Annotated in this window: 26 protein-coding genes; 17 read left to right on the top strand and 9 right to left on the bottom strand. The window is 64.8% G+C overall.

Going from position 1 to position 26,579, the window contains the following annotated elements; all coding sequences use genetic code 11:
* Window positions 1-2: 2 nt before the first annotated feature.
* The 5 genes from I6F37_RS19575 (at window position 3) to lon (ending at window position 5,080) form a co-directional block, all read left to right on the top strand.
* Window positions 3-1,190, top strand: coding sequence for a carboxylate-amine ligase (locus tag I6F37_RS19575; RefSeq protein ID WP_225152336.1), 1,188 nt, complete (start codon window positions 3-5; stop codon window positions 1,188-1,190).
* An 86-nt stretch (window positions 1,191-1,276) separates the two neighbouring features.
* On the top strand, window positions 1,277-1,483 hold the full coding sequence (locus tag I6F37_RS19570) for a hypothetical protein (protein ID WP_036007833.1): 207 nt from the start codon (window positions 1,277-1,279) through the stop codon (window positions 1,481-1,483).
* Between the two features lie 104 nt (window positions 1,484-1,587).
* On the top strand, window positions 1,588-2,154 hold the full coding sequence (locus tag I6F37_RS19565; RefSeq protein ID WP_036042072.1) for a ferritin-like domain-containing protein: 567 nt from the start codon (window positions 1,588-1,590) through the stop codon (window positions 2,152-2,154).
* A 155-nt stretch (window positions 2,155-2,309) separates the two neighbouring features.
* The gene (locus I6F37_RS19560) at window positions 2,310-2,693 is read left to right on the top strand and encodes an Hsp20/alpha crystallin family protein (protein WP_024342525.1); all 384 of its coding nucleotides are present in this window, start codon (window positions 2,310-2,312) and stop codon (window positions 2,691-2,693) included.
* A gap of 8 nt (window positions 2,694-2,701) precedes the next feature.
* Window positions 2,702-5,080 carry an endopeptidase La gene (lon, locus tag I6F37_RS19555; RefSeq protein ID WP_225152334.1) on the top strand — a complete coding sequence of 793 codons (2,379 nt, stop codon included), beginning with the start codon at window positions 2,702-2,704 and terminating at the stop codon, window positions 5,078-5,080.
* Window positions 5,081-5,311: 231 nt separating this feature from the next.
* Here lon and I6F37_RS19550 read toward each other — a convergent pair whose 3' ends face one another.
* The 4 genes from I6F37_RS19550 to I6F37_RS19535 form a co-directional block, all read right to left on the bottom strand.
* A complete protein-coding gene (locus I6F37_RS19550; protein ID WP_018320691.1) occupies window positions 5,312-5,614 on the bottom strand; it encodes an HU family DNA-binding protein in 303 nt (100 codons plus the stop codon).
* Between the two features lie 345 nt (window positions 5,615-5,959).
* Complete coding sequence (locus tag I6F37_RS19545; RefSeq protein WP_225152333.1) at window positions 5,960-7,192, bottom strand: acetyl-CoA C-acetyltransferase; 1,233 nt, start codon at window positions 7,190-7,192, stop codon at window positions 5,960-5,962.
* Between the two features lie 236 nt (window positions 7,193-7,428).
* On the bottom strand, window positions 7,429-8,889 hold the full coding sequence (locus tag I6F37_RS19540; RefSeq protein ID WP_225152331.1) for a GH1 family beta-glucosidase: 1,461 nt from the start codon (window positions 8,887-8,889) through the stop codon (window positions 7,429-7,431).
* 75 nt (window positions 8,890-8,964) lie between these two features.
* Window positions 8,965-9,918, bottom strand: a complete 954-nt coding sequence (locus I6F37_RS19535; protein ID WP_225152329.1) for a LysR family transcriptional regulator — start codon at window positions 9,916-9,918, stop codon at window positions 8,965-8,967.
* Between the two features lie 79 nt (window positions 9,919-9,997).
* Here I6F37_RS19535 and I6F37_RS19530 point away from each other — a divergent pair, with 79 nt between their 5' ends.
* The gene (locus I6F37_RS19530) at window positions 9,998-10,573 is read left to right on the top strand and encodes a DUF4440 domain-containing protein (RefSeq protein ID WP_225152327.1); all 576 of its coding nucleotides are present in this window, start codon (window positions 9,998-10,000) and stop codon (window positions 10,571-10,573) included.
* A gap of 75 nt (window positions 10,574-10,648) precedes the next feature.
* Here I6F37_RS19530 and I6F37_RS19525 read toward each other — a convergent pair whose 3' ends face one another.
* Both I6F37_RS19525 and I6F37_RS19520 read right to left on the bottom strand, forming a co-directional pair.
* On the bottom strand, window positions 10,649-11,056 hold the full coding sequence (locus I6F37_RS19525; RefSeq protein WP_036007872.1) for a hypothetical protein: 408 nt from the start codon (window positions 11,054-11,056) through the stop codon (window positions 10,649-10,651).
* Window positions 11,057-11,117: 61 nt separating this feature from the next.
* Window positions 11,118-11,285, bottom strand: coding sequence for a hypothetical protein (locus I6F37_RS19520; protein ID WP_192893123.1), 168 nt, complete (start codon window positions 11,283-11,285; stop codon window positions 11,118-11,120).
* A 382-nt stretch (window positions 11,286-11,667) separates the two neighbouring features.
* On the opposite strand from I6F37_RS19520, the gene I6F37_RS19515 reads away from it, so the two are divergent.
* From I6F37_RS19515 to I6F37_RS19505, 3 genes are read left to right on the top strand one after another with little or no spacing between them, the layout of a single operon-like run.
* The gene (locus I6F37_RS19515; protein ID WP_036007875.1) at window positions 11,668-12,621 is read left to right on the top strand and encodes a sugar-binding protein; all 954 of its coding nucleotides are present in this window, start codon (window positions 11,668-11,670) and stop codon (window positions 12,619-12,621) included.
* A 33-nt stretch (window positions 12,622-12,654) separates the two neighbouring features.
* Entirely contained in the window at window positions 12,655-14,172 is a 1,518-nt protein-coding gene (locus I6F37_RS19510) for a sugar ABC transporter ATP-binding protein (protein WP_225152325.1), read from the top strand.
* Window positions 14,169-15,194, top strand: a complete 1,026-nt coding sequence (locus I6F37_RS19505; RefSeq protein ID WP_109142951.1) for an ABC transporter permease — start codon at window positions 14,169-14,171, stop codon at window positions 15,192-15,194. Before I6F37_RS19510 ends, I6F37_RS19505 begins: the two co-directional genes overlap by 4 nt.
* Window positions 15,195-15,198: 4 nt before the next feature.
* Here the strand turns inward: I6F37_RS19505 and I6F37_RS19500 are convergent, their stop codons facing one another.
* On the bottom strand, window positions 15,199-17,670 hold the full coding sequence (locus tag I6F37_RS19500) for a TonB-dependent receptor (protein ID WP_225127649.1): 2,472 nt from the start codon (window positions 17,668-17,670) through the stop codon (window positions 15,199-15,201).
* Between the two features lie 164 nt (window positions 17,671-17,834).
* On the bottom strand, window positions 17,835-19,187 hold the full coding sequence (locus tag I6F37_RS19495; protein WP_192893121.1) for a histidine kinase: 1,353 nt from the start codon (window positions 19,185-19,187) through the stop codon (window positions 17,835-17,837).
* A 201-nt stretch (window positions 19,188-19,388) separates the two neighbouring features.
* Between I6F37_RS19495 and I6F37_RS19490 the strand changes: the two genes are divergently transcribed.
* Together I6F37_RS19490 and fghA are read left to right on the top strand one after the other, a co-directional pair.
* Complete coding sequence (locus tag I6F37_RS19490; protein WP_036007891.1) at window positions 19,389-20,009, top strand: response regulator transcription factor; 621 nt, start codon at window positions 19,389-19,391, stop codon at window positions 20,007-20,009.
* Between the two features lie 69 nt (window positions 20,010-20,078).
* Complete coding sequence (gene fghA / locus I6F37_RS19485; RefSeq protein WP_225127650.1) at window positions 20,079-20,924, top strand: S-formylglutathione hydrolase; 846 nt, start codon at window positions 20,079-20,081, stop codon at window positions 20,922-20,924.
* A 159-nt stretch (window positions 20,925-21,083) separates the two neighbouring features.
* On the opposite strand, the gene I6F37_RS19480 is transcribed toward fghA, so the two are convergent.
* Window positions 21,084-21,653: a DUF3280 domain-containing protein gene (locus I6F37_RS19480; RefSeq protein WP_225127651.1), complete on the bottom strand. Its 570-nt coding sequence runs from the start codon at window positions 21,651-21,653 to the stop codon at window positions 21,084-21,086.
* Between the two features lie 60 nt (window positions 21,654-21,713).
* On the opposite strand from I6F37_RS19480, the gene I6F37_RS19475 reads away from it, so the two are divergent.
* The 6 genes from I6F37_RS19475 (at window position 21,714) to I6F37_RS19450 (ending at window position 26,570) form a co-directional block, all read left to right on the top strand.
* Window positions 21,714-22,895: an ABC transporter substrate-binding protein gene (locus I6F37_RS19475; RefSeq protein WP_225127652.1), complete on the top strand. Its 1,182-nt coding sequence runs from the start codon at window positions 21,714-21,716 to the stop codon at window positions 22,893-22,895.
* Window positions 22,896-22,903: 8 nt separating this feature from the next.
* Window positions 22,904-23,872, top strand: coding sequence for a YVTN family beta-propeller repeat protein (locus I6F37_RS19470; protein ID WP_225152522.1), 969 nt, complete (start codon window positions 22,904-22,906; stop codon window positions 23,870-23,872).
* Complete coding sequence (locus I6F37_RS19465; RefSeq protein WP_225131831.1) at window positions 23,869-24,675, top strand: ABC transporter ATP-binding protein; 807 nt, start codon at window positions 23,869-23,871, stop codon at window positions 24,673-24,675. Before I6F37_RS19470 ends, I6F37_RS19465 begins: the two co-directional genes overlap by 4 nt.
* Window positions 24,672-25,520, top strand: coding sequence for an ABC transporter permease (locus I6F37_RS19460; protein WP_225127656.1), 849 nt, complete (start codon window positions 24,672-24,674; stop codon window positions 25,518-25,520). The genes I6F37_RS19465 and I6F37_RS19460 overlap by 4 nt, the downstream gene beginning before the upstream one ends.
* The gene (locus I6F37_RS19455; RefSeq protein ID WP_225152323.1) at window positions 25,517-26,131 is read left to right on the top strand and encodes a hypothetical protein; all 615 of its coding nucleotides are present in this window, start codon (window positions 25,517-25,519) and stop codon (window positions 26,129-26,131) included. Before I6F37_RS19460 ends, I6F37_RS19455 begins: the two co-directional genes overlap by 4 nt.
* Window positions 26,132-26,267: 136 nt before the next feature.
* A complete protein-coding gene (locus I6F37_RS19450) occupies window positions 26,268-26,570 on the top strand; it encodes a copper-binding protein (protein WP_036007909.1) in 303 nt (100 codons plus the stop codon).
* Window positions 26,571-26,579: the final 9 nt, after the last annotated feature.

Genomic DNA, 26,579 nt, shown 5'->3' with positions numbered 1-26,579 from the left:
CGATGCACCGCTACCGCTTCGGCATCGAGGAGGAATATTTTCTGGTCAACCGCCAGTCCGCGGCGCCGCGATCCGAGCTGCCCAAGCCCTACATGGCCGCGGCGCAAAAGCGGCTCGGCGAGCGGCTGACCACCGAGATCCTGCAATCGCAGATCGAGGTGGCGACCCCGCCGCTGACGTCTTCGGCCGATGCGTTGGCCGAGCTCACGCATTATCGCGCGGTGCTCACCGAGGTCGGCAAGGACCACGGCGTCGGCATCATCGCGGCCGGCACACACCCGCTGGCGCAGCCGCAGCAGCAGCGCATGACGCGCAAGCGTCGCTACAGCAAGGTCATCAGCGATCTCGGGATGGTCGGCCTCGGCAACCCGATCAGCGGACTGCACGTCCATGTCGAGGTCCCCGAGCCCGATTTGCGCGTCGAGATCATGCACCGCCTGGTGCCGTTCCTGCCGCTGCTGCTGGCGCTCTCGACCTCCTCACCGTTCTGGTGCGGCTACCCGACAGGATTGCTGGGCTACCGCAATGCCGCCAACGATGCCCTGCCCCGGACCGGCTTTCCCGAGATGTTTCGGAACCTTTCCGAATACGAGACCTACGTGAAGACCTTGGTCGATGCCGGCATCGTCCCCAACGCCACCTATGTCTGGTGGGCGTTGCGGCCCTCGCTGCAGCATCCGACGCTCGAGCTGCGCATCACCGATTGCTGCACGGCGATCGCGGATTCGGTGGCGATCGCGGCGCTGTTCCGCGCGCTGGTCCGCCACGCCGTCCACCATCCCGAGCTGAACGCCACCTATTCGGCCGTGCACCGCGCGCTGGTGGAGGAGAATCGCTGGCGCGCCCAGCGCTACGGAACCGACGGCACCTATATCGACCTGGTCTCGTTCGAGCCGGTCTCGTTCAGAAGCTGGCTCGATTCGGTGATCGCCATGGTGGCACCCCACGTCGACCATCTCGGCATCGAAAACGACATCCAGCATCTGAAGTCGATCCCCAAGCGCGGCACGTCGGCCCACCTTCAGCTCGAATATTTTCGCGGCTTGCGCAAGTTCGGCCACTCGCCGCGGGAAGCAATCAGCGACGTGACGAAATGGCTGCGGACCTCGACCGAAGCCGGAGACTTCACCGCCCGGGGCGGCGAGCCGAAAGCGCAAGCGGTGCGGCAACCGCTGACCGACCTGGTCTGACGTCGCCGGCTGCGGTCGCATGGAACGAGGTTTCGACCGCCGACTTAGCTCAGCGTGATAGCAATGGACAATCGTGGAGACCAATCATGAGCGACAGCGGCATTAGCATGCTCCTGGGCCACGCCTCGGCCCAGATGCTTTGGCTCTGGTTCATCGGCGCGTTCGTGCTCGGCGGGGCGCTCGTTTACGGCGTGATGAAGGCGGGCAACTTGCGCCGCAGCGAGCGGGCGCAGCTCGATCGCAACACCGAGGCACGGCAGCGCCAGGAAGATCCCTACAAGCGCCCGACCTGAGCCTTCGCCGGTTGCAGTTTGGAACTTTCATTCATGGCGCGGCTTTGATCGCCTGAGGATTGAGGAGGGCGAGGCCTTCCCGTGTTACCTCATGAGGAGGACGTATGGCTAAACGAGCGAAGAAACGCACGACCAAGAAGACCGCGGCGCGCCGGCCGCGTCAGGCGCCGAAGATGCTCAGCGACCTGTTTCTGGAGACGCTGAAGGACATCTATTTCGCCGAGAACAAGATCATCAAGACCCTGCCCAAGATGGCCAAGGCCGCGAATTCCAAGGAGCTTACGGCCGCCTTCAACAAGCATTTGCGTGAGACCCAGGGCCAGGTCAAACGGCTCGACCAGATCTTCAAGATGCTGGGCAAGCCGGCACGCGGCAAGCCCTGCGAGGCCATCAACGGCATTGCCGACGAGGGCGCCGAGATCATGAAGGAGTTCAAGGGCGCGCCGGCGCTCGATGCCGGACTGCTCGCGGCAGCGCAGGCGGTCGAGCACTACGAGATCTCCCGCTACGGCACGCTGCGCACCTGGGCCGAAGAGCTCGGCATGCAGGACGCCGCAAGGCTGCTCCAGGAGACGTTGGACGAGGAAGAGGCGACCGATCAGACGCTGACCGAGCTCGCCACCTCCGTGATCAACCTCGAAGCGGAACAAGAGTACCGCGCGGCGGCCTGAGCCCGCGCCCTGCCAATGAACGGAACGTCGCGGCCGCATGCCGCGGCGTTCGCTTGTCTTGATCGCACGGCGGCGCATGGCACGTGCGCGCCACCGTACTGGATTTCCTTGGAACCGGCCCCATATGCAGGCTTTCCCACCCCAGAGCCCGCATCATGCAACCCAAAAATCCCCTCGACTGGATGCTGTCCGAAGCCCTGGACTCGCTGACCCGCGCCGATCGGCTGCGCCAGCAGTTCGGCCGCCAGGAAGCCTGCTGGGAGCCGCCGATCGACGTGCTCGAGACCGAGCGTGAGCTCCTGATCCTGGTCGCGCTTCCCGGCGTCAATCCGGACAATGTCGAGACCGTCATCCATGACGGCGTGCTCGTCATCTCGGGTCAGCGCACCCTCCCGCCGGAGCTTCGCAACGCCCGCATCCATCGGCTCGAGCTGCCGCAAGGGCGTTTTGAGCGCCGCATTGCATTGCCCCTCGGCCGTTACGCCATCAGCCGCTTCGTGATGGACGGCTGCGTCGCACTGCGCCTCGCGAAATCCTGAGGTCGATCATGGCCACCGAACAGATGAACAACGAACAAAGCAATAACGACGTGAAGATCCCCGACGACGCGCTGATCATCGTCCCCGTGCGCGAGATGGTGCTGTTTCCCGGCGCGATCGCGCCGATCACGATCGGCCGGGCGAAGTCCATTGCCGCCGCGCAGCAGGCGCTGCGCGAGCAGCGGCCGATTGGCATCGTCCTGCAGCGCAGCCCCGAGACCAATGACCCCGGGCCGGACGACCTCTACAGGGTCGCAACCATCGCCAACATCGTGCGCTACATCACCGCGCCCGACGGCACCCATCACATCGTCTGCCAGGGCGTGCAGCGCGCGCGCATCCTCGACTTCCTGCCGGGGACGCCGTTCCCGGCCGCGCGCTTCCAGCAGATCCCCGAGCCGACCACGACCTCGCCCGAGATCGAGGCCCGCGCGCTGAACCTGCAGCGCCAGGCCATCGAGGCGATCGAGCTGCTGCCGCAGGCGCCGCCCGAGCTCGCCGCGATGTTCCAGGGCACCAGCGCGCCCGGCGCGCTGGCGGATCTGGCAACCTCGTTCATGGACATCAAGCCGCAGGACAAGCAGGAGGTGCTGGAGACCATCGACCTGGCTCTTCGCGTGGAGAAGGTGTCGAAGCACCTGGCCGAGCGGCTGGAGGTGCTGCGCATCAGCAACGAAATCGGCCAGCAGACCAAGGCCTCCTTCGACGAGCGGCAGCGCGAGGCGATCCTGCGCGAGCAGATGGCGACGATCCAGCGCCAACTGGGCGAAGGCGACGGCAAGCAGGCCGAGGTCACCGAGCTGACGGCTGCGATCGCCAAGGCCAACATGCCGCCGGAAGCGGAAGCGCATGCCAAGAAGGAGCTGCGCCGCTACGAGCGCATGCCGGAGGCTGCCGGCGAGGCCGGCATGGTCCGCACCTATCTGGACTGGCTGATCGAGCTGCCCTGGGCGCTGCCCGCGGAGAAGCCGATCGACATCAAGGAGGCGCGAGCCATCCTGGATGCCGACCATTTCGGCCTGGAGAAGATCAAGAGCCGGATCATCGAATATCTGGCGGTGCGCAAGCTCGCCCCGCAGGGCAAGGCGCCGATCCTGTGCTTCGTCGGCCCGCCCGGCGTCGGCAAGACCTCGCTCGGCCAATCCATCGCGCGCGCGATGGATCGCCCTTTCGTGCGCGTCAGCCTCGGCGGCGTGCATGACGAGGCCGAGATCCGCGGTCACCGCCGCACCTATATCGGCGCGTTGCCCGGCAACATCATCCAGGGCATCAAGAAGGCGGGCGCGCGGAATTGCGTCATGATGCTGGACGAGATCGACAAGATGGGCCGTGGCGTGCAGGGCGATCCGTCCGCCGCGATGCTGGAGGTGCTCGACCCCGAGCAGAACGGGACGTTCCGGGACAATTACCTGGGCGTGCCCTTCGACCTGTCGCGCGTCGTGTTCATCGCGACCGCCAACATGCTCGACCAGATCCCGGGTCCGCTGCTGGACCGCATGGAGCTGATCAGCCTCGCCGGCTACACCGAGGACGAGAAGCTGGAGATCGCGCGGCGCTATCTGGTACGGCGGCAGCTGGAGGCCAACGGCCTCTCGGCCGAGCAGGCCGAGATCGAGCCGGAGGCCTTGAAGCTGATCGTCAAGGGCTACACCCGCGAGGCCGGCGTGCGTAACCTCGAGCGCGAGATCGGCAAGGTGCTCCGCCATGCCGCGGTGCAGGTCGCCGAAGGCACGGCCGCGAAGGTCGTGGTGACGGCAAAGGACATCGCCACCGTGCTCGGCCAGCCGCGCTTCGAGGGCGAGATCGCACTGCGCACCAGCGTTCCGGGCGTTGCCACCGGCCTTGCCTGGACGCCGGTCGGCGGTGACATCCTGTTCATCGAAGCCACGCGCGTGCCCGGCAAGGGCGGGCTGATTTTGACCGGCCAGCTCGGCGACGTCATGCGCGAGAGCGTGCAGGCTGCGCTGACGCTGGTGAAGAGCCGGTCCTCTCAGCTCGGCATCGATCCGCAAGCGTTCGAGAAGAGCGACATCCACGTTCACGTCCCCGCGGGCGCAACACCGAAGGACGGGCCGAGCGCGGGCGTTGCGATGTTCACGGCGCTGACCTCCCTGCTCACCAACCGCACGGTGAGGAGTGACACCGCGATGACCGGCGAGATCTCGCTGCGCGGCCTGGTGCTGCCGGTCGGCGGCATCAAGGAGAAGGTGGTGGCTGCGGCTGCTGCCGGCCTGAAACGGGTGATGCTGCCGGCGCGCAACAAGCGGGACTATGACGACATCCCGAAGAGCGCGCGGGACACCCTCGAGTTCATCTGGCTGGAGCGCGTCGACGAAGCCATCGCCGCGGCGCTCGAGCCGGCTGAAGCCAAGGAAGCGGCGGAGTAAAGGCGATGAAGAAACTGCTGGAAAGAGCGAAGCGGTCGCGGAAGACGCAGCGGCTGCGCCAATTGCTCGATCGCGCGATCGACCGGATTCGCGATGGGCTCGCAGGACCCGAGCCGCGGCTTCAGCCTGCTACGGTCCGAGTGAAGCGCCGCAAGGGTTGAGCCCTCCGTCTCGAACCCTCGCGGCAGCCCCAGACAAAAGGCCCCCTCGTTCGAGGGGGCCTTTGCGTTGTTAGCCCACGGCGTCCTTGGCGGCCTTGACCGGGCGGGCGCGGACGATCTTCCGGGCCGGCTTGGCCTTGAACATCATCTCTTCACCCGTGAACGGGTTGGTGCCCTTGCGCGCCTTGGTCGCGGGCTTCTTGATGACCACGAACTTGGCGAAGCCCGGCACCAGGAACAGGCCGTTCTTCTTGAGCTCCTTGTGGCCGACGTCGGTCAGCGTCTCCATGACGTTCTTGACGTCACGCTTGGAAAGCTCGGTGGCGGTCGCAATCTTTTCGATCAATTGCGATTTGGACATCTGGGTCGGCATCGTGTCTCCTCTGATTCGTTGCCGGTTGCATATTAGACCAACCGTTGAAGGCCTATAGCCTTCTGCACAGTTTTGTCGCGAAATTACGGGCTTTTCTGGCCTGCTGTGACAAAAAACCCTGCTTTTTAGCTACTTCCGGAGCGGATGAAGCCTCGGGCAGCAGTTTTTGCCTTGTTTCAAAGGCCCGCACGCAACCTTGCTAGAACTGATTCGCCGCTTTCGACAAGCGACGACCGGCCTCTTTATGAGAGGCCGGTCGTGTTTCACCCTGAAAAATAAGGGTCGGATCGCTGGTCGCCGGTCTTCTTCCCCGTAAAAATGGGGAGAAAGTCAGTGGGCGATTGGCTAGACGCGCTCGATGATGATGGCCGGCGCCATGCCGCCGGCGGCGCACATGGTGACAAGACCGCGCTTGAGGTCGCGCCGTTCGAGCTCGTCGAGCACGGTGCCGATCAGGATCGAGCCGGTGGCGCCGATGGGGTGGCCGAGCGCGATCGAGCCGCCGTTGACGTTGACCTTGGCCCGATCGAGCTTGAGGTCGCGGATATATTTTTCCGCCACCACGGCGAAGGCCTCGTTGATCTCGAACAGGTCGATATCGTCGATGGTGAGCCCCGCCTTGGCCAGCACCTTGCGCGTTGCCGGCACCGGTGCGTTCAGCATGAGGGTCGGCGAGTCCCCCATGTTGGCCATCGCGACCACGCGGGCCCGGGCTTTAAGGCCATGGGCCTTGGCGTAAGCGGGCGAGGCCAAAAGGATCGCAGCAGCGCCGTCGACGACGCCGGAGGAGTTGCCGGCGTGATGCACGAAGTCGATCTTCAGATCGGGGTACTTTTGCAGGATCAGGCCGCGATAGGTCGTGCCCTTGTCGTCGAGCGCGTAGTCCGCGATGGCCGGAAACGCGGGCTTCAGGCTGCTGAGGCCTTCCATCGTGGTCTGCGGCCGTGGGTATTCTTCATGATCCAGCGCCAGACTGCCGTCCTCGCGGTGGACCGGCACGAGGCTGTTCTTGAAGTGGCCGTTCGCGATCGCATGCGCGGCGCGCTTCTGGCTCTCCAGCCCGAGCGCGTCGACGTCGCTTCGGGTGATGCCTTCCAGCGTCGCGATCGCATCGGCGCAGACGCCCTGATGCGACTGCGGATGCCGTGCCCGCAGACGCAGATTGCCGCCGTCCATCATCATCGGACCGCCGCCGCGGCGTCCCTCCATCGACATCATCTCGCAGCCGCCGGCGATGACGAGGTCTTCCGCACCCGCCATGATCGAGCTTGCCGCCATGTTGACGCTGGTGATGCCGCTGCCGCAAAAGCGGTCGAGCGTCACCGCGCTGGCGCGCACGTCGTAGCCGGCATCGAGCGCCGACATGCGGCCGAGATCGCCGCTTTGCGTTGCCACCTGCGCGCTGCAGCCCCAGACGATGTCGTCGACATCGGCGGTATCGATGCCGGTGCGGTCGGCGAGTGCGCGCAGCACGGTCGCCCCGAGCTGCTGCGGATGAATGCCCGACAGGGCTCCCTTGCCGGCCTTGCCGATGCCCCGCGGCGTGCGGCAGGCATCAATGATCAGCGCGTCAGGCATTGGCGTCGTCCTCTTGTTTATGGGTGTTGAGAACGGTTTTGAATAAGGGGGAGAAGAGAGTCAATGTGCGGCGCTCGCCTCTCCCCGCGTGCGGGGAGAGGCCGGATTTTACGCGCAGCGGAAAATCCGGGTGAGGGGGAGCCTCAGCAAGAACGGTGACAGGGTGACAGATGGACTCGCGGAGAGAGCCCCTCACCCCTGCCCTCTCCCCGTAAGAACGGGGAGAGGGAGAAGAGCTACGCCCCCGCCGCGTTCTTCGCGATCACGTTGCGGTAGAAGCTGGCGCTGAGTTTTGCCGTGCGGACCTGGGTGTCGAAATTGACGTGGTACAGCCCGAAACGCTTGTTAAGGCCGTACACCCACTCGAAATTGTCCATTAGGCTCCAGAGGAAATAGCCGCGCACCGGCACGCCTTCGTCGGTGGCGCGCTGGAGCTGGGCGAGATAGTTGCGCAGATACATGATGCGATCGGTGTCGTAGATCTTGCCGTCGGGCGACACCACATCGTCGCCGGAGGTGCCGTTCTCGCTGATATAGATCGCATCCGTCTTCCAGATCTTCGCCGCCAGCTTCGGCACCCAGTAGATCGTCTCGGGCCCGACGCGCAGCCAGTCCGAATTCATGTGCGGGAACGATTTCGGGATCGGCAGCGGCTTGAAGCCCGCGCCCTGGTCGGAGGCCACCACGTAGTTCTGCGGCGCATAGATGTTGAGACCGAGAAAATCGACCGGCGAAGAGATGATCTTGAGCTCCGCATCGGTGTATTTCGGCGCGTTGGACCCGGCGTATTTCAGGAAGGGGTCGGTATAGCGGCCCGTCATGATGACGTTGAGGTAGCCGGCATTCATCTCGCGCAGCGCGATCTCCGCGGCCCGCACGTTTTCCGGCGTGTCGAAGGCAGGCGCGCAGGCATCGATGTTCTCCGCCGGCCCCACCCTGGTGCCGCGGCGGCCATGGGCGCGCACCGCCTGCACCGCGAGCCCGTGCGCCAGCGCGCTGTTGTGCCTGATCTGATTGACATCGGCTTGCGGCAGCTTCAAGCCCGGCGCGTCGATGCCGACGCCGTAACCGAAATAGACGAAGCGCCCGCTCTCGTTCAACGTGAACACGTTCCTGACGCGGTCAGTGAGGTGCGCGGCGACATAGGCCGCGTAGTCGCCGAAGATCTTGCAGGTCTCGGTCGAACGCCAACCGCCGAAGCGGTCCTGGAGCGATTGGGGCAGGTCCCAATGATAGAGGGTCAGCCACGGCTCGATGCCGTTCTTCAGGAGCTCGTCGACGAGACGGTTGTAGAAGTCGAGCCCCTTCGGATTGGGCTTGCCGTCGCCGTCCGGGAACAGCCGCGGCCAGGCCACCGAGAAGCGATAGGCCTTGCAGCCGAGCTCCTTGATGAGGGCGATGTCCTCCTTGTAGCGGTGATAGTGCTCGTTGGCGCGGTCGCCGGTGGTGCCGTCCTCGATCTTTCCGGGGATGCGGACGAACTTGTCCCAGATCGAGGCCCCTCGCCCGTCCTCCTCGACCGCGCCCTCGACCTGATAGGACGAGGTCGCCGTGCCCCAGAGAAAGCCCGCCGGAAAACCGCCTGCATTGCGCGGCGGCCGAGCCGGCTTGGCTTCGGCGACAAGGGGACTCGCAATCCCAGCTGCGGACAATCCCGCCAGCTTGGCAAACCGGCGGCGCGAGACCCCCTCCGTCATTGATGCTGCTCCACTTCTTTTCGTTTCGGGCCGGCACAATGAACAGTTCCGGGCGATTTGAGAAGCGGGTGGATTCTAGCGTCGACTTGCTCCGATTGAACCGACCAAGACCTGCATCAGCCACTCAATGCCGGCGTCTCTCATCGCCGCCTTGGTCGCGATGGCCCGGATCGTGTCCGGTTTGCGCGCGAAAGGCAGCTCGACGAACACCAAGCCGAAACGGCGCGCGTGGTGCTCCACCAATCGGCGCGGCAAGGCTGCGATCAGATCAGACCCGGAAAGCTGGGCAAGCGCCATCATGAAATTCGGGACCGTCAACGCGATGCGGCGATGGAGGCCGCGCTTAGCCAACATGTCGTCGACGAAACCACGCGGTTCACCACTGAGAGAGACCAGCAGATGTTGCGATTGCGCGAAGGCCGCATGGGTTGGCGCTTTTGACAAGCGATGTCCCTTGCGCATGGCCAGCACAAACTCCTCCTCATAAAGGCTGCGCGCTTCGAACCGCGGTGATACCGAAGGCAGCGGCAACATTGCGACGTCCAGCTCGCGTCTTTCCAGCATGTCGAGGCATTGCTGCCAAGGCTCTCCGATCGCGCCGTCGCGCGGCGCGGGCATCAGGTGGATCAACCCGATGTCAATGTGCGGCGCAGCAGCTGCCATCGATCGCAACAGCGGACCGGTAGCCGAGACCAGCACCGCATCGGGTGCGCCAATGGTGAACCTGCGGCTGCTCTTTTCGGGGTCGAACGGTGTGGCCGAGCCGATCAGCTGTTCGACGCGCGCGATGATCTCGGCCACCGGCTCTCCAAGCTCCAAGGCCCGCTCCGTTGGAACGACCCCCTTCGGGGTCCGCAGAAACAGCGGATCGTTCAGTAGAAGACGGAGCCGGCCAAGCGCATGGCTGACAGCCGACGGCGTCAGGCTCAGCCGAGCGGCTGCACGCGCGACATGGCGCTCTTCCAGGACCACGCGGAAGAGCACGAGGAGATTCAGATCAATCCTGGATAGATCAATTTGGTTCAGCATGTTGCTGAAATCATATCGCTGGATTCATTGGGATCAAGGCTTCATGCATGGGGCTCGTCGTTCGATCAGGAGCTGAGAAATGACAAACAAACCGTCCGGGCTGAACAGGTGGCCATGCGAGCAGGAAAAGATATCGCGGCGCTCGATGATGGCCGCTACCGCAGCAATTCCCCTGTCCGGTCAGCTTTCGGCCGATGCGGCCGCTGGAAGCGACGCGATAGCAGGCCTCGTCGAACGCGCCCGCGAGAAGAATGCCGCCTTCATGCGTGGCGATGTGGACCGCTGGTCCCAGCTTGTCCGCATCGCGCCCGATTTCACGCTGATGCAGCCCTTTGGCGGGCCTACGAGTCGGGGATTCGACGCTAGTCCCCAGCGTCTGGCTGCCCTCTCCCGATACTTCAGGGAAGGCCAAACCGAACTTGAGGTTTTGCAAACCTATGCATACGACGCGCTCGTCGCTCTCGTCATGGTCGAGCGCCAGCGCGCCGAGGTGGGCGGGTTGCCGGCTCAAGACTGGTCGCTGCGCGTGACCGAAGTCTACCGCAAGGACGGCACGGATTGGCAACTCGTGCACCGTCATGCGGACCCGCTGGTCCGAAGCATCACCTTGCAACAGGCGGCGATACTCGCCCGGGGATGGCCGGAGGAAAAATGACGAAGCGCTGCAGATGAGCTGGATTCGGAGCCGGCCGGCGGTCAGTCGAGACGACGTGCGATTTCGTCGCGATGATCAGCGCGAGCGCTTCGGCAATTTCGGCAGCTTGTCGGGATTGAATGCCGGCATCTGCCCTGGTGGTTCAGGTGGGGGCGGCTGTTGTTCCCTGAGGATGAGCGTTCCGTGGAGGATCATGCCCGGCGCCTGAGGTGCTGTCGCGGTGTAGGTCGCGATCTTGCCAGGGCAGCTTCCCTCGATCGTCAACGTCAGCTCTTGATCGTTGCCGAACACGGTGGCGCGTCCGTCGGTGTGACGCTTCGTCAATACGGTTGCGGTGAAGCGATCTCCATCGATCTGGCAGGTGCCGTGATAGGTCATCAGGCTGTCACGGCCCCAGATCTGGCCGTCTGCGACATGGACGATCCCGGTACCCTGGTCGATGGGCGTCTTGTACCAAGCGGCGTAGGTGCCGTCCTTCAGCATGGGAGCAGCCTCCCCTGGTATTCCCACGCCGACAATTGGCATCATTAGCGCCAACAAACGGTTAATGACCGGGCCCGTGCCAATCCGGTCTTTCCTTGCGCAGCTCGGCCTCGAGCTCCTCGATGATGCTGTGAAGCAGACACGCTGCAAGCGGATCGGTCACCTCGCGCTCCAGATGCCGGTACCGCGCAATCTGGAATTCCTGTTCTCTCAACTGCTGCTCAGTCATCACAGGCCCTCCGGCGAACCGACGCGGAGACGGCCGGAGAGTTTCGTTACAATTTTCAGATCATTTGCGATGGTTTCCAATCGGTTAAAGGCGCGGCCGGCTTGCGGATTGCCCGAAAAGGCTGCCGTGGGACCGGCGACACCAGCCTGAGCGCGGCGGTTGACGTCCAGACCGTTGCTTCCAATTGCGTGCGCGGCGGGCTTCTGCTAGCTTGAGGTACGTGCCTCATTTCACCTCGCCGGCCGGGTCGGTGACCCGCCTCTGCCGCAACGATGCGGGTAGCGGCTGATTGCCGTGCCGCTGGGGGTGAGGCATGCGCCCAATCTGGGCTCAAGCAGAGTTGGCCATCAAAAAGGGCCGACCGCCTTAGGGGAGGAATGATATGCAGCGTCTCTTGGTTGCAGGTGTGTCTGTTGCCTTCGCGATCGCAGCGGGTGTCGGCCCGACGGATGCGGCGGACAAGAAGGTTCTGGCCTTCGTCGTCAACGGGGCGTCCGACTTCTGGAAGATCGCCGAGGCCGGGATGAAGAAGGCGCAGGGCGAGCTGCCCAACTACGAGCTCCAGTTCAAATATCCGGAACAGGCTGCAGCCGCCGTGCAGCAGCGCGTGATGGACGACCTCGTCGCCGCCGGTGCCGCCGGCATCATGGTCAGCGCAGTCGATCCGAAGAACCAGACCGAGCATCTCAACAAGGTTGCGTCCCAGACGGTGCTGTTCACCACCGACAGCGACGCGCCGAAATCCAAGCGCGTGGCCTATATCGGCTCCTCCAACACCGACCTCGGCAAGGAGGCAGGAAAGCTGATGGTCAAGGCGCTGCCGAACGGCGGCAAATGCGTCGGCTTCGTCGGCCTACCCGGCGCCGACAACGCACGCGAGCGCATCGAAGGCGTGAAGGAGACGCTCAAAGGCTCGAAGGTCGAGCTCGTCGACGTTCGCGGCGACGAGATCGACCAGACCCGCGCCAAGCGCAACGTCGAGGACATCCTCGCCGCCATGCCCGATGTGAGCTGCCTCGTCGGCTTCTACTCCTACAACACGCCGCGGATCTACGAGGTGCTCAAGGAGGCTGGCAAGCTCGGCAAGATCAAGATCATCGGCTTCGACGAGGATCCGATTACGCTCGGCGGCGTCAAGGAAGGCAGCATCGTCGGCACGGTGGTGCAGCAGCCGTTCGAATGGGGCTATCAGGGCATGAAGCTGATGGCGAACTACATCGGCGGCAACAAGTCCGGCATTCCGGCCAACGGTATCATCATCGTGCCCGGCAAGGTCATCGAAAAGGCGAATGTCGACGAGTTCATGGCCTCGATGAAGCAGATGCTGAAGAAATAGGAGAGATCCGCGCTGCCCGCCGCGCAGCCTGCCATGCCAGAACCGTTCCTCGAGCTGGTCGACATCAGCAAGAGCTATCCAGGCGTGGTCGCCCTCGACCACGTCGGTCTGCAGGTGTCGCCCGGCGAGGTCGTTGCGCTGATCGGCGAGAACGGCGCCGGCAAGTCGACGCTGATGCGCGTGCTCGGCGGGGTCGTGGAGCCCAGCGGCGGCTTCATCCGTGTCGACGGGGCCGCGCGATCTTCGCTCACCGTGGCGGATGCGATCAAGGCGGGCATCGCCTTCGTCCATCAGGAACTGAACCTGTTCGACAATCTCGATGTCGCCGGCAATGTCTTCATCGGCCGCGAGCCCGTGCACGGCGGGCCCTTGCGGCTGATCGATCGTAAACGGATGTATGCCGATGTCGCGCCGCTGCTGGAGCGGCTGGGCTGCGATTTCGCGGCCGATGCGCCGCTCGCCGACCTGTCGCTGGCGCAGCGCCAGCTGGTCGAGATCATGAAGGCGCTTTCGCTCGACGCTCGTCTCGTCATCATGGACGAGCCGACCTCGAGCCTGACGCTCGCCGAGACGGACCGCCTGATGCGCACCGTGGCCGGCCTGAAAGCCCACGGCGTCAGCATCATCTTCATCACGCATCGGCTCAACGAGGTGATGCAGTGCGCCGACCGTGCGGTCGTGCTGCGCGACGGTCGCGTGGTCGGCGCGCTGACGCGTGCGGAGCTCTCTCCGGCGGCGATGATCCGCTTGATGATCGGCCGCGACCTGAAATCGCTCTACGTTCCGCCGGCCGCGCCGCCCGGCGACAGCGTGCTGGAGATCGTCGATGCGGTCACCGACACCTATCCCGGCCGCGCCGTGAGCCTGTCGGTCCGCCGCGGCGAGATCCTCGGGCTTGCCGGTCTCGTCGGGTCCGGCCGCACCGAGCTCGCCCGCGCCGTCTTCGGCATCGACCCACTGCGTGGCGGCACGATACGACTCGATGGCGAGCCGATCCGTATCGCAAGCCCACGGGCCGCCATCAAGCAAGGCATCTATCTCGTTCCGGAGGACCGCAAGGGCGCGGGCCTGCTGCTCGACGTCTCGATCGCCGAAAACATCTCGCTGCCGGATCTGGCGTCCTATATGCGCTTCTGGCTGGTGGATACCGATCGCGAGAACGAGAACGCGGTGCGTCAGCGGGAGCGCCTAAAAATCCGCGCGCCCGACGTCAAGACCGCCGTCGGCTCGCTGTCGGGAGGCAACCAGCAGAAGGTCGTGCTCGCCAAATGGCTGTCGATGCGGCCGAAGGTGCTGATCGTCGACGAGCCGACGCGTGGGGTCGACGTCGGAGCCAAGCAGGAAATCTACGGCATGCTGCGCCGCCTGACCGATGCCGGGGTGGCGATCCTGATGATCTCCAGCGACATGGAGGAGGTGATCGGGGTCAGCGACCGGCTCGCGGTGATGCATGAAGGCGCGATCTCGGGCTTCCTTGATCGCAGCCAGTTCAGTGAGCACAATGTGCTGCAGCTTGCCGTTGGCCACACAATCACGGCGGAGGGACCTTGAGCAAGAAAGACCTGAGCCTTCTCGTTCTGATTCTGGTGGTCGGGACCGTTGTCGCCCTGATCAATCCGAGATTCCTGTACGTTGGCAATCTCTCGAACACCGCCAACCAGATCGGGTTGTTCGGCATCTTCTCCATCGCCGAAGCCTTCATCATCATCATCGGCGGGATCGAGCTGTCGGTGGGTTCGGTAATCGCACTGCTGGGCGTCCTGTTCATCGACCTGATCGTCAATCACGACGTCAACTGGGTCGTAGCCCTCGCGATGATCGTCGCGGCCGGGCTCGTGATCGGCCTCATTCATGGCACGCTGGTGACCAGGATGCGGATCCAGGCTTTCGTGGTCACGCTGTGCGGCCTTCTGATCTATCGCGGCGCGGCGCGCTATTACACCGAGGACGCGACGGCGGGCTTCGGCTTCGGCGCGAGCTTTCCGATGCTGGAATGGCTGGCCGCCGGCCGCACAAACGTGCTCGGATTCCCGCTGCCGCACAGCGTGGTGGCGCTCGCCGTGGTGGCCGTGATCGCCTGGGTGGTGCTTCACCGCTCGGTGTTCGGCCGCTATCTCCTTGCCGTCGGCAAGAACGAGGAAGCCGCACGCTACTCCGGCATTCGCACCAACCGCGTGATCATCTCGGCCTATGTCATCTGTGGCGGGCTGACTGCGTTTTCGGCGATCCTGATCGCGATGTACACCCGTTCGATTTCGCCGGCGGTGCACGGCTCGTTCTACGAGCTCTACGCCATCGCCGCCGCCGTGCTCGGCGGCTGCTCCTTGCGCGGCGGCGAAGGCTCGATCATCGGCGTCGTGCTCGGCACCGTGCTGCTCCAGGTGTTGCAGAATCTCGTCAACCTGCTGGGCATTCCGAGCTCGCTCAATTTCGCGGTGATGGGAACGGTGATCCTGGTCGGCGTGCTCGGCGATCAATATCTGGTGCAGCGACGCCACCGCGCGAGTGCGGCCAAAGGCCGGGAGCAGGCGAGCGTCGCTGCGGCTCCGCTCGAGCGCGTGAAGGTGGAGTGAAAATCTAGAACGTCACCCGCAACCCCGCGTAAAACGCGCGCGGCCTTGCCGGGCTCAGCGAGCGCGGGTCGGTGAAATCCGCGCCGCCATTGGTGAAGTTGGGCAAGGCGTCGCGGTCGAAGAACTGGCCGTAGGTCACGTAACGCTTGTCGAAGATGTTGTCGACGCGGCCGTAGAGCTGGACGTTCTTCGCGACCTGATAGGAGGTGTGGAGATTGAACACCGTGTAGGACGGCAGCTTCGCGAACTGGTTGGACTCGTCGCCGACCAGATACTGGCTGGAGACGAACAGCGCGTTGCCGCCGACCTTCCAGACGTCGGTCACGGCATAGTCGACGCCGACCTTGACGCGGTGGCGCGGGACTGCCGGGATCTGGTTTCCGGGCCTGACCTGAATGGTCTCGGAGGTATCGTCGGCAAACGGGCTTTCCGAGCCGAGCTCGAGCGGATCAAGGAAGCGGGCATCGACGAACGCGTAACTCGCCTGGAACTGCAGCGTCGGAGACTTGATGTTGACTTCGGCTTCGAGCCCCTGCCGCCGGGTGCGGCCTACGTTCGAAAAATAGCCGAAACCAGTCCGGCCAACGACCGGCACCGCCATGATGTCGTCGTGGTTGGTGGCGCGAAAGCCGCCGATCTTCCATCCGAGGGTGCCGATGTTCAACTCCTTGGTGCCCCGGAAACCGGCCTCCACGGTCTTGGAGACGACCTGCTTCAACGGTGGATCCGCAACCAGGAAGGCCGCGATGAGACAGGGCCTGGCGGGATCGGCGCAGCCGAGCTCGAGCGGTGTCGGTACGCGGTTGGCCTCGGAATAGCCGGCATAGGCGGTCAATTCCGGCGTGATCCTGTAGGTGCCGCCGATGATCGGATTGAAACGCGTGAAGGTGTGATCGCCGTTGAGCGCAGTCCCGAGCTGATCTTCCAACGTGATCCGCGCCGCATTGAAGCGGCCGCCCCCCGTGATGGCGAAGGCTTCCGTGACGTTGAACGTATCCATCGCGTAGAGGCCGTTATACTGATTGACGGTCCGCAGCGAGACCGGGCCGGCGACGGGGTCCGCCACAGGAGTCGGTCCCAGGAAAACGCCGCTGCCGCTGACGACGTAGTTCTCTCCCATCGAGCCGATTTCGGAGGAGGCGTTGTAGCGCGTGACGCTGGCGTCATAGGTTGCGCCCACCACAAAGCGGTTGTCATGACCGAACAACTGGTCGGTGTTGGTGGCCTGCCCCGACACGCCGAACGTGGTCGAACGGATCGAGCCGCGGTCGATCGCGCCGAGGATCGTGCCCGGCGCAAATGGGTTGGCAAGCTGCACGCCGCCCGCGCCGTAGGCGGGTGAGGTGTCGTCGCCAAAGCAGAGCAGCGCCGGATCTGCAGCGCACTCCTCCACATCGGTCGGGTTGCCGTCGACCACCTTTTGCTCGTACCTGCGCACACGCGCGATGCCTTCGAGCGTCCAGGTCGGCGTCGCGTCGACCTTGCCGGTCAGGTTGAGATAGCCGACGCGATTGGAGGTGGTCTGCGGCGTGGTGTAGGTCGCGCCCCAATATCTGTCGAGCAGCTCGGCCGGGACCGTGGCGCTGGCGCCGAAATCGTTCTTGGCCACGCCCATATTGGCGTGGAATTCGCTGTCGCCGGCCCTGTAGCCGACATCGCCGTAGAAGCGCCGCACGGTCGATTGGGAAAAATTGCGGAAGCCGTTGTCGCGCAGTCCTTCGAGCGCACCGTAGACGGCGAAGTTCTGGTCGACCTGCTTGCCCCATTGCGCCGAGCCCTGGATGCGGCCGAACGATCCGCCCATGAGGTCGAGCTCGGCGCCCTGATAGGTGAAGCCGTCCTTCATTTGCAAGTTGATCGCGCCGCCGAGTGCATTGAGGCCGAAGGCCGGATTGTTGGTCACCAGCGTCACCGACCTGATCGCGGCCGTCGGAATCAGGTCCCAATTGACGGCGTCCGAGAAGGCCTCGTTGATGCGGACGCCGTTCTGGTACACCGCAAGGCCTTGCGGCGTGCCCGTCACGGGCGAAGCGACGAAGCCGCGGAATTCGACATCCGGCTGGAACGGATTGCCGGTGACTTCGCTGATGTTGATGCCGGCGATGTTGTCGCGCAGCGCGTCCGTGACGTTCAGCGAACCGGTGCGCCTGATCTGGTTGGCATCGACGGCATTGATCGCCGACGGAACCTTGTCGACATCGAGACCCCGGCCGGTGCCCGGCGAGGTCGGATAGACGTAAAGGCGTGTCCTCGGCGCGGCCGATCCCGGCGCCCCCACGCGCGCAACAGGTCGCGACGGCGCCGCGCGCCGCGCTGCCGAAGGTGGTGCGGTCACCTCGACCGGCGGCAGGTTCTGGACGTTGGTCTCCTCGTCCGGCGCGGCCCCGGCAGGGGTCGCATAGACCAAGCCCGATACCAGCCCGGTCGACACCGAAGCCATCAACAAAGCACGCTTGAACGAAACAACCTTGCCCATCCCCGCCTTCCCATCCGTGACCACCGGCTGTTTTGATGTTCCGCCGATTGGTCGGGACGAGTTTATTCGGCCGCAATGGGGACGCCAGCCACAAAAGGTCGGACCCTATCCACACCCATTTTCCCGACCAAATCGGGAATTTTTCCCGATCGCTTTGGATGCGATCAGGTTGCCGCTGTCGGCACCAGCGCTTCCACGGTCACACCGCCCTCACCCGAGACCACATTGAGCGTGCCGCCGAGCGCCAGGATCCGCTCGCGCATGCCGACGAGGCCGAAGCCGAGCTTCTGGCCTGGCTCCATGCCGCGGCCGTCGTCGCTGACCCGCACCCGGGCGCAGAAGCGGCCGCCGGCCTGCTCGACCGGCTCGATGACGACGCTGACCGAGGTCGCACCGGCGTGGCGGAACACATTGGTGAGCGCCTCCTGCACGATGCGGTAGATGGTGAGATCGGCGGTCTCGCCGGTGGGGCCCAGCGCCGGCGAGATCGAGGTCTCGATCGCAACGTCGGGATGCGACTCCCGCCACAGCCGCGACAGGGATTCGAGCGCCTGGCGCAGGCCGAGCTCGGCAAGGCCCACGGGCCGAAGACGCTCCAGCACGCGGCGATTGAACTGCTGGAGTGCATTGATCTGCTCCAGCATGGCGCTGCCATGTTTGCGCACGGCATCCGCACTCGGCTCGCGTCCGTCCGCCTGCTTCGCCAGCGCGCTCGCATGTGCGCGCAGCGAGAACAGATAGGGTCCGAACTCGTCGTGCAATTCGCGCGCGATCTCCTTGCGCTCGATGTCCTGCAGCGACACCGCGCGCTCGGCGAGGCGCCGCTTGTCCTCGACCGCTTCACCAAGCGTCGCGGCAAGATGGTTGAGCCTGGTGCAGATCGCCGCGAGCTCCGGCGCGCCGCCCGGCGCGACGCGGGCCTCGTAATGTCCGCTTTCGAGCTTCCCCATGGCGTCCGCCAGCGACTGTAACGGTGCCAGGGCACGGCCGACCACCTTCATCATCAGGAAAAACAGCGCAAGCGCGATCACCGAGCCGACCTCGAGCTGGGTCACGATGCCGTCCCAGATCTCGGCGATCTCGTCGTCGGGATGCGAGGTGATCACGAGCGAGCCGGGTTTGCCGCGAATCGAGACCGGCACGCTGACCGCGGTCTGCTCGGGATGGACAAGGCTGACGAACCAGGCCGGCGGGGCACGCGTGTCGACATCGGAGCCAAGCCGGCGGGGCGTCAGCGGGTTCCCACCGGAATCGTGCAGCGCGATGCTGACATGGCGCAGGCGGCTGAGATCGCGGGCGATCTGGTTCAGCCTGGCATCAGGATCGGGTGCCTCGTTGAGATCGGCAACGATCATCTCGATGAATTCGCGCGCGAGGCGGATCACGCTCTGGTCCTCGGCCTGCACGCGCGGGCCGGCCTCGGCGATCTGCCGGCCGATATTGACCGCGAGCCCCAGCGCCAGCAGCAGCGCCAGCAAGAGATTGATGCGCCCGCGCAAGGAAAGATTCTGCCACATTGGTCTCGCTCGTGCCTCGCGAAGGGTTGGCGCCTGTCCGACGACGTTGACAGAGGCGAACCGCCCGATATCTAATCGGAAGCGTACAGCAATCCCAGCCGGGTTGCATGAGCCGACACGAGACGCGCGTCTTGCCTGGTCAGTCTCATGCGGCGCAGAACAGGCAAGCTCCAAGGGAACGGGCTGTCGCGGGGAACGCCTATGCGCATTCTGATCGTCGACGATCATCCCATCGTCGCCTCCGGCTGCCGTGCCGTGCTGGCCGACGAAGGCGAGATCGAAATCTTGGAAGCCGCCGATGCCGAGGACGGCGAGTGCGTCTTCATCGTCGAACGTCCCGACCTCTGCATCATCGACATAAATTTGCCGACCGTCTCCGGATTCGAGCTCGCGCGCCGCATCCTCGAGCGCGCGCCCGAGGCCCGCATCATCATGTTCAGCATGAACGACGACCCCGCTTTCGCTGCGCGCGCGATCGAGTGCGGCGCCAAGGGCTACGTCTCCAAGACCGGCGACCCCGACGACCTCGTCGAGGCGATCCGCGCCGTCGGAAGCGGCGGCACCTATCTTCCGACCGCGATCGCGCGCAGCATCGCCTTCGCCGGGCCGACGCTGGCACAAAACCCGCTGTCGAAGCTGAACGCGCGCGAGATGGAGATTCTGCGGCTGCTCAGCGCCGGCAAGAGCCTGTCCGAAATCGCATGGCTGGTGCAATCGTCCTACAAGACGGTGGCCAATACCTCGTCCATCATGCGCCAGAAGCTCGGGGTGAAGACCTCGGTGGAGCTGGTGCGGCTGGCGATCGACAGCGGCGTCGCCTGACCACGCCACGAATTCGGTCACACAAGCGTTGCAATCTTGGTGTGGTGAGATGCCACGGAGTCAATGGGCATGACGATTCAGACTGTCTCGACCAACAAATCCCACGGCGGCGTGCAGGGCGTCTATCGCCATGCCAGCCAGGCGACCGGAACCGACATGGTGTTTTCGGTCTATGTCCCGCCGCATGCGGACGGGGCCAGGCTGCCCGTGGTCTGGTATCTCTCCGGCCTCACCTGCACGCATGCCAACGTCACCGAGAAGGGCGAATTCCGCAAGGCCTGTGCCGAGCTCGGCCTGATCTTCGTCGCGCCCGACACCTCACCGCGCGGGCCCGATGTGCCGGGCGATGCCAACAACGCCTATGATTTTGGCCTCGGGGCCGGCTTCTATGTGGACGCCACGCAAGAGCCGTTCGCGCGCAATTATCGCATGTGGAGCTACGTCACGGACGAGCTGCCGAAGCTGGTTGCGGAGAGCTTTCCGGTCGATGCCAAGCGGCAATCGGTGATGGGCCACTCGATGGGCGGCCACGGCGCGCTGACGGTGGCGCTGCGCAACCCGCACCGCTTTCGCGCAGCCAGCGCCTTTGCCCCGATCGTGGCGCCTTCGCTCGTGCCCTGGGGCATCAAGGCGCTGACCGGCTATCTCGGACCGAACAAGGAGGCCTGGCGCAATCACGACACGGTGGCGCTGATCGAGGACGGCGCCAAGTTCTCCGGCTTCCTGGTCGACGTCGGCGAGGCCGACAATTTCCTGAAGGAGCAGCTCAGGCCGGAGCTGCTCGAGGCCGCCTGCGCCAAGGCCGGCATCCCGCTGACGCTGCGGCGCCAGGCGGGCTACGACCACAGCTATTATTTCATCTCGACCTTCATGAGCGATCACCTGCACTGGCATGCGGAGAGGCTGAAGGGGTGATGTCTTTCTCCTTCTCCCCTTGCGGGAGAAGGTGGCGCGAAGCGCCGGATGAGGGGTTCTCTCCGCTCGCACGACCATTCGTGGGGATGGAAACCCCTCACCCGTCTCGCCGCTACGCGGCGAGCCACCCTCTCCCACAAGGGGAGAGGGAAAACCTCTTCACGGCTTCCCGTAATTCGGCGCCAGCAGGCGGTTGCGGATGAGATAGCTCATCGTGCGCGACCAGGATTCATCCGTGTTGCCGCGCATGTCGGCGCTGGCGACCGCGATCATGTTGCCGGTCTTCACGTCGCGCAGATAGATGTTGAGATTGATGATCAGGTTGGAGACCTTTTGCACGAGGCCGGTGATCTCCAGATCGGCGCCGAGCTGCCCGGCGAGCTTGAGGTCGCAGCCGCCGCAGGCCTGCAGGTTCGCGCGACGGGCGGCCTCCCGTACCGGCGCGATGTCGAGCACCTGGAACTTGCCCGACTCTGCCAGCTCCTTGCGCAGCTGCTCGCTGATGCGCATGAGCCGCGCCTCTTCCGGCTTGGAGCCGTAGAACTCGCCCGGCAGGCTGGTGTCGACCAACTCGAAATCGAACACCGCGAGCTTCGGTGGATCGGCGAGCGCGCCCGCCCCCGTCCACAGCAATGCTGCGGTTGCCAACAATGCTCGCATGATCGTGATGCCCGGCTTCGCGCGCGCGGGGACGAAATGCGGGGTTGCACGGCCTGACAAATTGGTCATGCTTGAAGCAGAGACAATTCTTCACCGGCGGTCAAGCCGGGGAGATCGTCTGGAGGAAACATGATCCGATGGTTGGCCGGCCTGATCGGCTTTGGTCTTGCCGCGACGAGCGCGCTTGCGGCCGATCCCGTCACGATCGGCGTCGGCTATCTCGCAATCGCCGGCACCCGATCAACGCTGTCGCTGGCCGAGCAGCCTGCCGAGAACGACGGCCTCGCCGGCGCGCGCCTTGCCATCGAGGACAACAACACCACCGGGAGATTCACCGGCCAGCGCTTCACGCTGGAGGAGCGCCGCATCAGGGAAGGCGAGGACGTGGCGCAGGCTGCGACCGCGCTCGCCGAGAAGAACGGCTTCATCATCGCCGACCTGCCCGCCGATGCGCTGTTGAAGGTCGCGGACGCCTTGCGCGACCGCGGCACGCTGCTGTTCAACGCCGGCGCGATCGACGAGCGGCTGCGCGAGACCGATTGCCGCGCCAACGTCATCCACACCGCGCCGACGCGTGCGATGCTGGCGGATGCGCTCGGCCAATATCTGGTGTGGAAGAAGTGGTCGCGCTGGCTGCTGGTGGTCGGCTCGCACGACGAGGACAAGCTGTTCGCGGATGCTATCAGGCGCACCGCGGCGCGGTTCGGCGCCAAGATCGTGCAGGAGCGGACCTTCGAGGACAAGGGCGGCGCGCGGCGCACCGATAGCGGCGTGGCGCAGATCCAGCGTCAGATCCCCGTCTTCACGCAGCAGGCACCGGCCTATGACGTGCTGGTCGCCGCCGACGAGAGCGAGGTGTTCGGCGCCTATCTGCCCTATCGCACCTGGGATCCGCGCCCGGTCGCCGGCTCCGCCGGCCTCGTGCCGCGCAGCTGGGACGCATCGCAGGATCAGTGGGGCGCGATCCAGATGCAGAACCGCTTCATCAAGCTGAATTTGCGCCGGATGACCGCGCGCGACATGCAGGCCTGGACGGCGGTGCGCATGATCGGCGAAGCCACCTCGCGCACCAATTCCGGCGAGGTCAGGAAGGTCACCGATTTCATCAAGGGCCCGGATTTCTCGGTCGCCGCCTTCAAGGGCACGCGGCTGACCTTGCGCGACTGGAACCTGCAGCTGCGCCAGCCGATCCTCCTGGTCGACGGCCGCATGGTGGTGTCGGTGTCGCCGCAGGAAGGATTCCTGCACCAGGTTTCCGAGCTCGACACGCTCGGCTACGATCGCCCGGAGAGCAAATGCAAGCTGAAATGAGGATGCAGATGTCGCGGATGTGGCGTGTTGGACTTCTCTCCGCATTGGCGCTGGCGGCAGCCCCAGCGCATGCGTTCATCGCCTATGTCTCGAACGAGAAGAGCAATACGGTCTCGGTGATCGATACCGACAGCTGGACCGTGACCAAGACCATCAAGGTCGGCCAGCGTCCGCGCGGCATCGACCTTACCCGCGACGGCAAGTTCGTGATGGTCGCGGTCGGCGACGATGACACCATCCAGGTGATCGACGCCAAGACCCAAACCCTGGTGGACAGCCTGCCCTCCGGACCCGACCCCGAGCTGTTCGCGCAGGATGCCGCCGGCAAGATGCTCTATGTCGCCAACGAGAACGACAACACGGTGACGGTGATCGACCTCGAGAAGCGCGCCCGGCTCGGCGACATCCAGGTCGGTGTCGAGCCCGAGGGCATGACCATCAGTCCGGACGGCAAGACGCTGATCAACACCTCGGAAACCACCAACATGGCGCATTTCATCGACACCGCCTCGCGCCAGATCGTCGCCAACGTGCTGGTGGACGCGCGGCCGCGCTACGCCGAGTACAAGCATGATTCTTCCGAGGTGTGGGTGTCCTCGGAGATCGGCGGCACCGTCTCGATCATCGACCCCAAAAAGCACGAGGTGATCGGCAAGGTCACGTTCGAGATTCCGGGCTTGCGCAAAGAGGCGATCCAGCCGGTCGGCATCGGCATGACCAGGGACGACAAAACCGCGTTCGTCGCGCTCGGCCCCGCCAACCGCATCGCCGTGGTCGACGTCGCCTCGCGCAAGGTGACGAAATATCTCCTGGTCGGGCAGCGGGTCTGGCACATGGCGTTCACGCCGGACGAGAAATATTTGCTCACCACCAACGGTGTGTCGAACGACGTCTCCGTCATCGACGTCGCCGCGCAGAAGGTGATCAAGACCATTCAGGTCGGCGAGCTGCCCTGGGGCGTCGCGATCGCGCCATGACCAGCCCCGCCCCGATCGCCGAAGCCCAGGAGACGCCGAGACCCGAAGAGGCCGCGGTGCCGGCATTGTCGATCGACGGTGTCAGCCATGCCTATGGTCCGCGGCGCGCATTGACGAACGTGTCTTTCAATGTGCAGCCCGCGAGCTTCACGGCGCTGCTGGGACTCAACGGCGCCGGCAAGAGCACGCTGTTCTCGCTGATCACGCGGCTGTTCGGCATCCAGTCCGGCCGCGTCGGCATTTTCGGGCACGACGTCAGCAAGAGCCCGGGCGAGGCGCTGCGGCTGCTCGGGGTCGTATTCCAGCCGCGCACGCTCGATCTCGATCTGTCGCTGACGCAGAACCTGCTCTACCACGCCGCGCTGCACGGCATCGGCCGCCGCGAGGCCTCGGCGCGCAGCGCCGAGCTGCTCGGCCGGATCGGCCTTGCCGATCGCGCCGCAAGCAAGGTGCGCGACCTCTCGGGCGGACAGATGCGGCGGCTGGAGATCGCCCGGGCGCTGCTGCACCGGCCGCGCCTCTTGCTGCTCGACGAGCCGACCGTCGGCCTCGACGTCAAGGCGCGCGCCGACATCATCAGCCACGTGCGGCAGCTCGTGACCGAGCAAGGCATCGGCGTGCTCTGGGCCACGCACCTGTTCGACGAGATCATGCCCGATGACGATCTCGTGGTGCTGCACCAGGGCAAGGTGCTGGCGCAGGGACCGATGAACCGCGTCGTCGCGGAAGCCGGCGCGCAGGACGTCAACACCGCCTTCATGCGCCTGACCGGCGCGCAAACCATGCCTGGAGGCGGCGCATGAGCAGCATCGCGACGCGCGAGGCGCCGCGCGGCTTCTCGTTCGCCGAGTACATGACCTGCCTCAGCGGCATCGTCTGGCGCGAGGGCCTGCGCTTCCTGCATCAGCGCGAGCGCTTCGTCTCGGCGCTCGTGCGGCCTCTGGTGTGGCTGTTCATCTTTGCCGCCGGCTTCCGCCAGGTGCTCGGCATCTCCATCATCCCGCCCTACGAGACCTACATCCTCTACGAGGTCTATATAGCGCCGGGACTGATGGCGATGATCCAGCTCTTCAACGGCATGCAGTCCTCGCTCTCGATGGTCTATGACCGCGAGATGGGAAACATGCGCACGCTCCTGGTGAGCCCGCTGCCGCGGGGGTTCCTGTTGTTCTGCAAGCTGCTCGCGGGCACCGCGGTATCGCTGCTCCAGGTCTATGCGTTCCTGCTGATCGCCTGGCTCTGGGACATCACCCCGCCGCCCCAGGGCTATCTCACCGTGCTGCCGGCGCTGATCCTGTCGGGGCTGATGCTGGGCTCGCTCGGCATGCTGATCTCGTCGGGCATCAAGCAGCTGGAGAACTTCGCCGGTGTCATGAACTTCGTGATCTTCCCGATGTTCTTCGCCTCCTCCGCGCTCTACCCGCTCTGGCGCGTGCAGGAGGGCAACCCCTATCTCTATTATCTGTGCGAGGCCAATCCGTTCACCCATGCGGTCGAGCTGATCCGTTTCGCGCTGTATGGCCAGATCAACTGGATCTCGCTGGCGGTGGTCGCGGTTTGCACAATCGTCTTCATGATCGGTGCGATCCTGGCCTATGATCCCTCGCGCGGGTTGGCGCGACGCGGGCCTGCGGGAGGCGAAGGATGATTGTTCGGGTTCTGGTCACCTCTGTACTGGTGCTCGCTGTCGCGAGCACGACGGCGCACGCCGCCGATCCGCGCTATCCGGACTGGCCGTGCACCCAGGCGAAGGTGCCCGAGATCTCGCTGGCGGCCGTGTGGGGCGGTCCGCCGCTCGACGACGTCCAGAACAGATGGAAGGACGACGCCAGGATCAGCGCGCTCGTTGCGAAACTGGCGGCGCGCAAGACGCCGCTGGATGAGGCGGAAAAGCTGGTGAAGGAGTTTCTCGCGGGTTCCGCTGCCGACAAGACCGCGAACGCAAAGCTGCTGTTCGCCGGCCTGTTCGACACGCTCAACGCCCAGCGCTCCCAGGTCATGAACGGACTCGAGCGCGTCAGCCGCAAGCAGCGCGATGCCGCCGACAAGATCCGCGAGGAGGCAATTCAGCTCCAGGCCCTGCAAGGGGCCACACCGCGTGACGAGGCCAAGGTCCAGGCGCTCAGCAACGAGCTGATCTGGAAGACCCGGATTTTTGAGGACCGCCACAAGGTGGTGCGCTTCGTCTGCGAAGTTCCAACCTCGATCGACCAGCGCCTGTTCGCGCTCGGACGCGTCATCCAGCAGGAAATGGAATAGCGTCAGTTACGCTGACCGCTCACGAAAAGTTCCCACAATCGCCCCGGCAACGTTAACCTTTCGCCGCGCTATGTGCCGGAACCAAATCGATTTATGATGGCTTGTCGACGTGAACTCAAGACGTCGGGAGGCCTCGATGGGAACCACAAGAATCATGTTTGCGGGCGCTGCGGTCCTCAGCATGCTCGCAACCAGCGCCTTTGCTGACGACATGACCGGGATGATCACGCGGATCGATCGGCTCAACGGCACGATTTCGATCCAGCAGACCCAGAAGGGCACGGTCGGCGCCAGCACAGGCAGCGCCGGCGCGCTCCAGGAGTACAAGGCCAAGGATGCGGCGATGCTGGATGCCGTCCATGCCGGCGACAGGGTGAGCTATTCTGCGACCGAGACCAACGGTACGGGCACCTTGACGAAGCTGCAGAAGCAGAAGTAACGGCGCTGG

The organism is Bradyrhizobium sp. NBAIM08 (genome assembly GCF_020193935.1).
In the GTDB taxonomy this organism is placed as follows: Bacteria; Pseudomonadota; Alphaproteobacteria; order Rhizobiales; family Xanthobacteraceae; genus Bradyrhizobium; species Bradyrhizobium yuanmingense.
Note: the sequence above shows the minus strand (reverse complement) of the source record. Positions and strands in the feature narration are given on the sequence as shown.

Excerpts from the sequence above, each read along its gene's own strand:
- I6F37_RS19515 (WP_036007875.1), top strand. The coding sequence starts at position 11,668 with ATGCAGCGTCTCTTGGTTGCAGGTGTGTCTGTTGCCTTCGCGATCGCA.
- I6F37_RS19510 (WP_225152325.1), top strand. The coding sequence starts at position 12,655 with ATGCCAGAACCGTTCCTCGAGCTGGTCGACATCAGCAAGAGCTATCCA.
- lon (WP_225152334.1), top strand. The coding sequence starts at position 2,702 with ATGGCCACCGAACAGATGAACAACGAACAAAGCAATAACGACGTGAAG.
- I6F37_RS19520 (WP_192893123.1), bottom strand. The coding sequence starts at position 11,285 with ATGACTGAGCAGCAGTTGAGAGAACAGGAATTCCAGATTGCGCGGTAC.
- I6F37_RS19565 (WP_036042072.1), top strand. The coding sequence starts at position 1,588 with ATGGCTAAACGAGCGAAGAAACGCACGACCAAGAAGACCGCGGCGCGC.
- I6F37_RS19535 (WP_225152329.1), bottom strand. The coding sequence starts at position 9,918 with ATGCTGAACCAAATTGATCTATCCAGGATTGATCTGAATCTCCTCGTG.
- I6F37_RS19460 (WP_225127656.1), top strand. The coding sequence starts at position 24,672 with ATGAGCAGCATCGCGACGCGCGAGGCGCCGCGCGGCTTCTCGTTCGCC.
- I6F37_RS19570 (WP_036007833.1), top strand. The coding sequence starts at position 1,277 with ATGAGCGACAGCGGCATTAGCATGCTCCTGGGCCACGCCTCGGCCCAG.
- I6F37_RS19470 (WP_225152522.1), top strand. The coding sequence starts at position 22,904 with ATGTCGCGGATGTGGCGTGTTGGACTTCTCTCCGCATTGGCGCTGGCG.
- I6F37_RS19495 (WP_192893121.1), bottom strand. The coding sequence starts at position 19,187 with ATGTGGCAGAATCTTTCCTTGCGCGGGCGCATCAATCTCTTGCTGGCG.
- I6F37_RS19490 (WP_036007891.1), top strand. The coding sequence starts at position 19,389 with ATGCGCATTCTGATCGTCGACGATCATCCCATCGTCGCCTCCGGCTGC.
- I6F37_RS19560 (WP_024342525.1), top strand. The coding sequence starts at position 2,310 with ATGCAACCCAAAAATCCCCTCGACTGGATGCTGTCCGAAGCCCTGGAC.
- I6F37_RS19545 (WP_225152333.1), bottom strand. The coding sequence starts at position 7,192 with ATGCCTGACGCGCTGATCATTGATGCCTGCCGCACGCCGCGGGGCATC.
- I6F37_RS19575 (WP_225152336.1), top strand. The coding sequence starts at position 3 with ATGCACCGCTACCGCTTCGGCATCGAGGAGGAATATTTTCTGGTCAAC.
- I6F37_RS19455 (WP_225152323.1), top strand. The coding sequence starts at position 25,517 with ATGATTGTTCGGGTTCTGGTCACCTCTGTACTGGTGCTCGCTGTCGCG.
- I6F37_RS19500 (WP_225127649.1), bottom strand. The coding sequence starts at position 17,670 with ATGGGCAAGGTTGTTTCGTTCAAGCGTGCTTTGTTGATGGCTTCGGTG.
- I6F37_RS19450 (WP_036007909.1), top strand. The coding sequence starts at position 26,268 with ATGGGAACCACAAGAATCATGTTTGCGGGCGCTGCGGTCCTCAGCATG.
- I6F37_RS19475 (WP_225127652.1), top strand. The coding sequence starts at position 21,714 with ATGATCCGATGGTTGGCCGGCCTGATCGGCTTTGGTCTTGCCGCGACG.
- I6F37_RS19550 (WP_018320691.1), bottom strand. The coding sequence starts at position 5,614 with ATGCCGACCCAGATGTCCAAATCGCAATTGATCGAAAAGATTGCGACC.
- fghA (WP_225127650.1), top strand. The coding sequence starts at position 20,079 with ATGACGATTCAGACTGTCTCGACCAACAAATCCCACGGCGGCGTGCAG.
- I6F37_RS19530 (WP_225152327.1), top strand. The coding sequence starts at position 9,998 with ATGACAAACAAACCGTCCGGGCTGAACAGGTGGCCATGCGAGCAGGAA.
- I6F37_RS19525 (WP_036007872.1), bottom strand. The coding sequence starts at position 11,056 with ATGCTGAAGGACGGCACCTACGCCGCTTGGTACAAGACGCCCATCGAC.
- I6F37_RS19465 (WP_225131831.1), top strand. The coding sequence starts at position 23,869 with ATGACCAGCCCCGCCCCGATCGCCGAAGCCCAGGAGACGCCGAGACCC.
- I6F37_RS19540 (WP_225152331.1), bottom strand. The coding sequence starts at position 8,889 with ATGACGGAGGGGGTCTCGCGCCGCCGGTTTGCCAAGCTGGCGGGATTG.
- I6F37_RS19480 (WP_225127651.1), bottom strand. The coding sequence starts at position 21,653 with ATGACCAATTTGTCAGGCCGTGCAACCCCGCATTTCGTCCCCGCGCGC.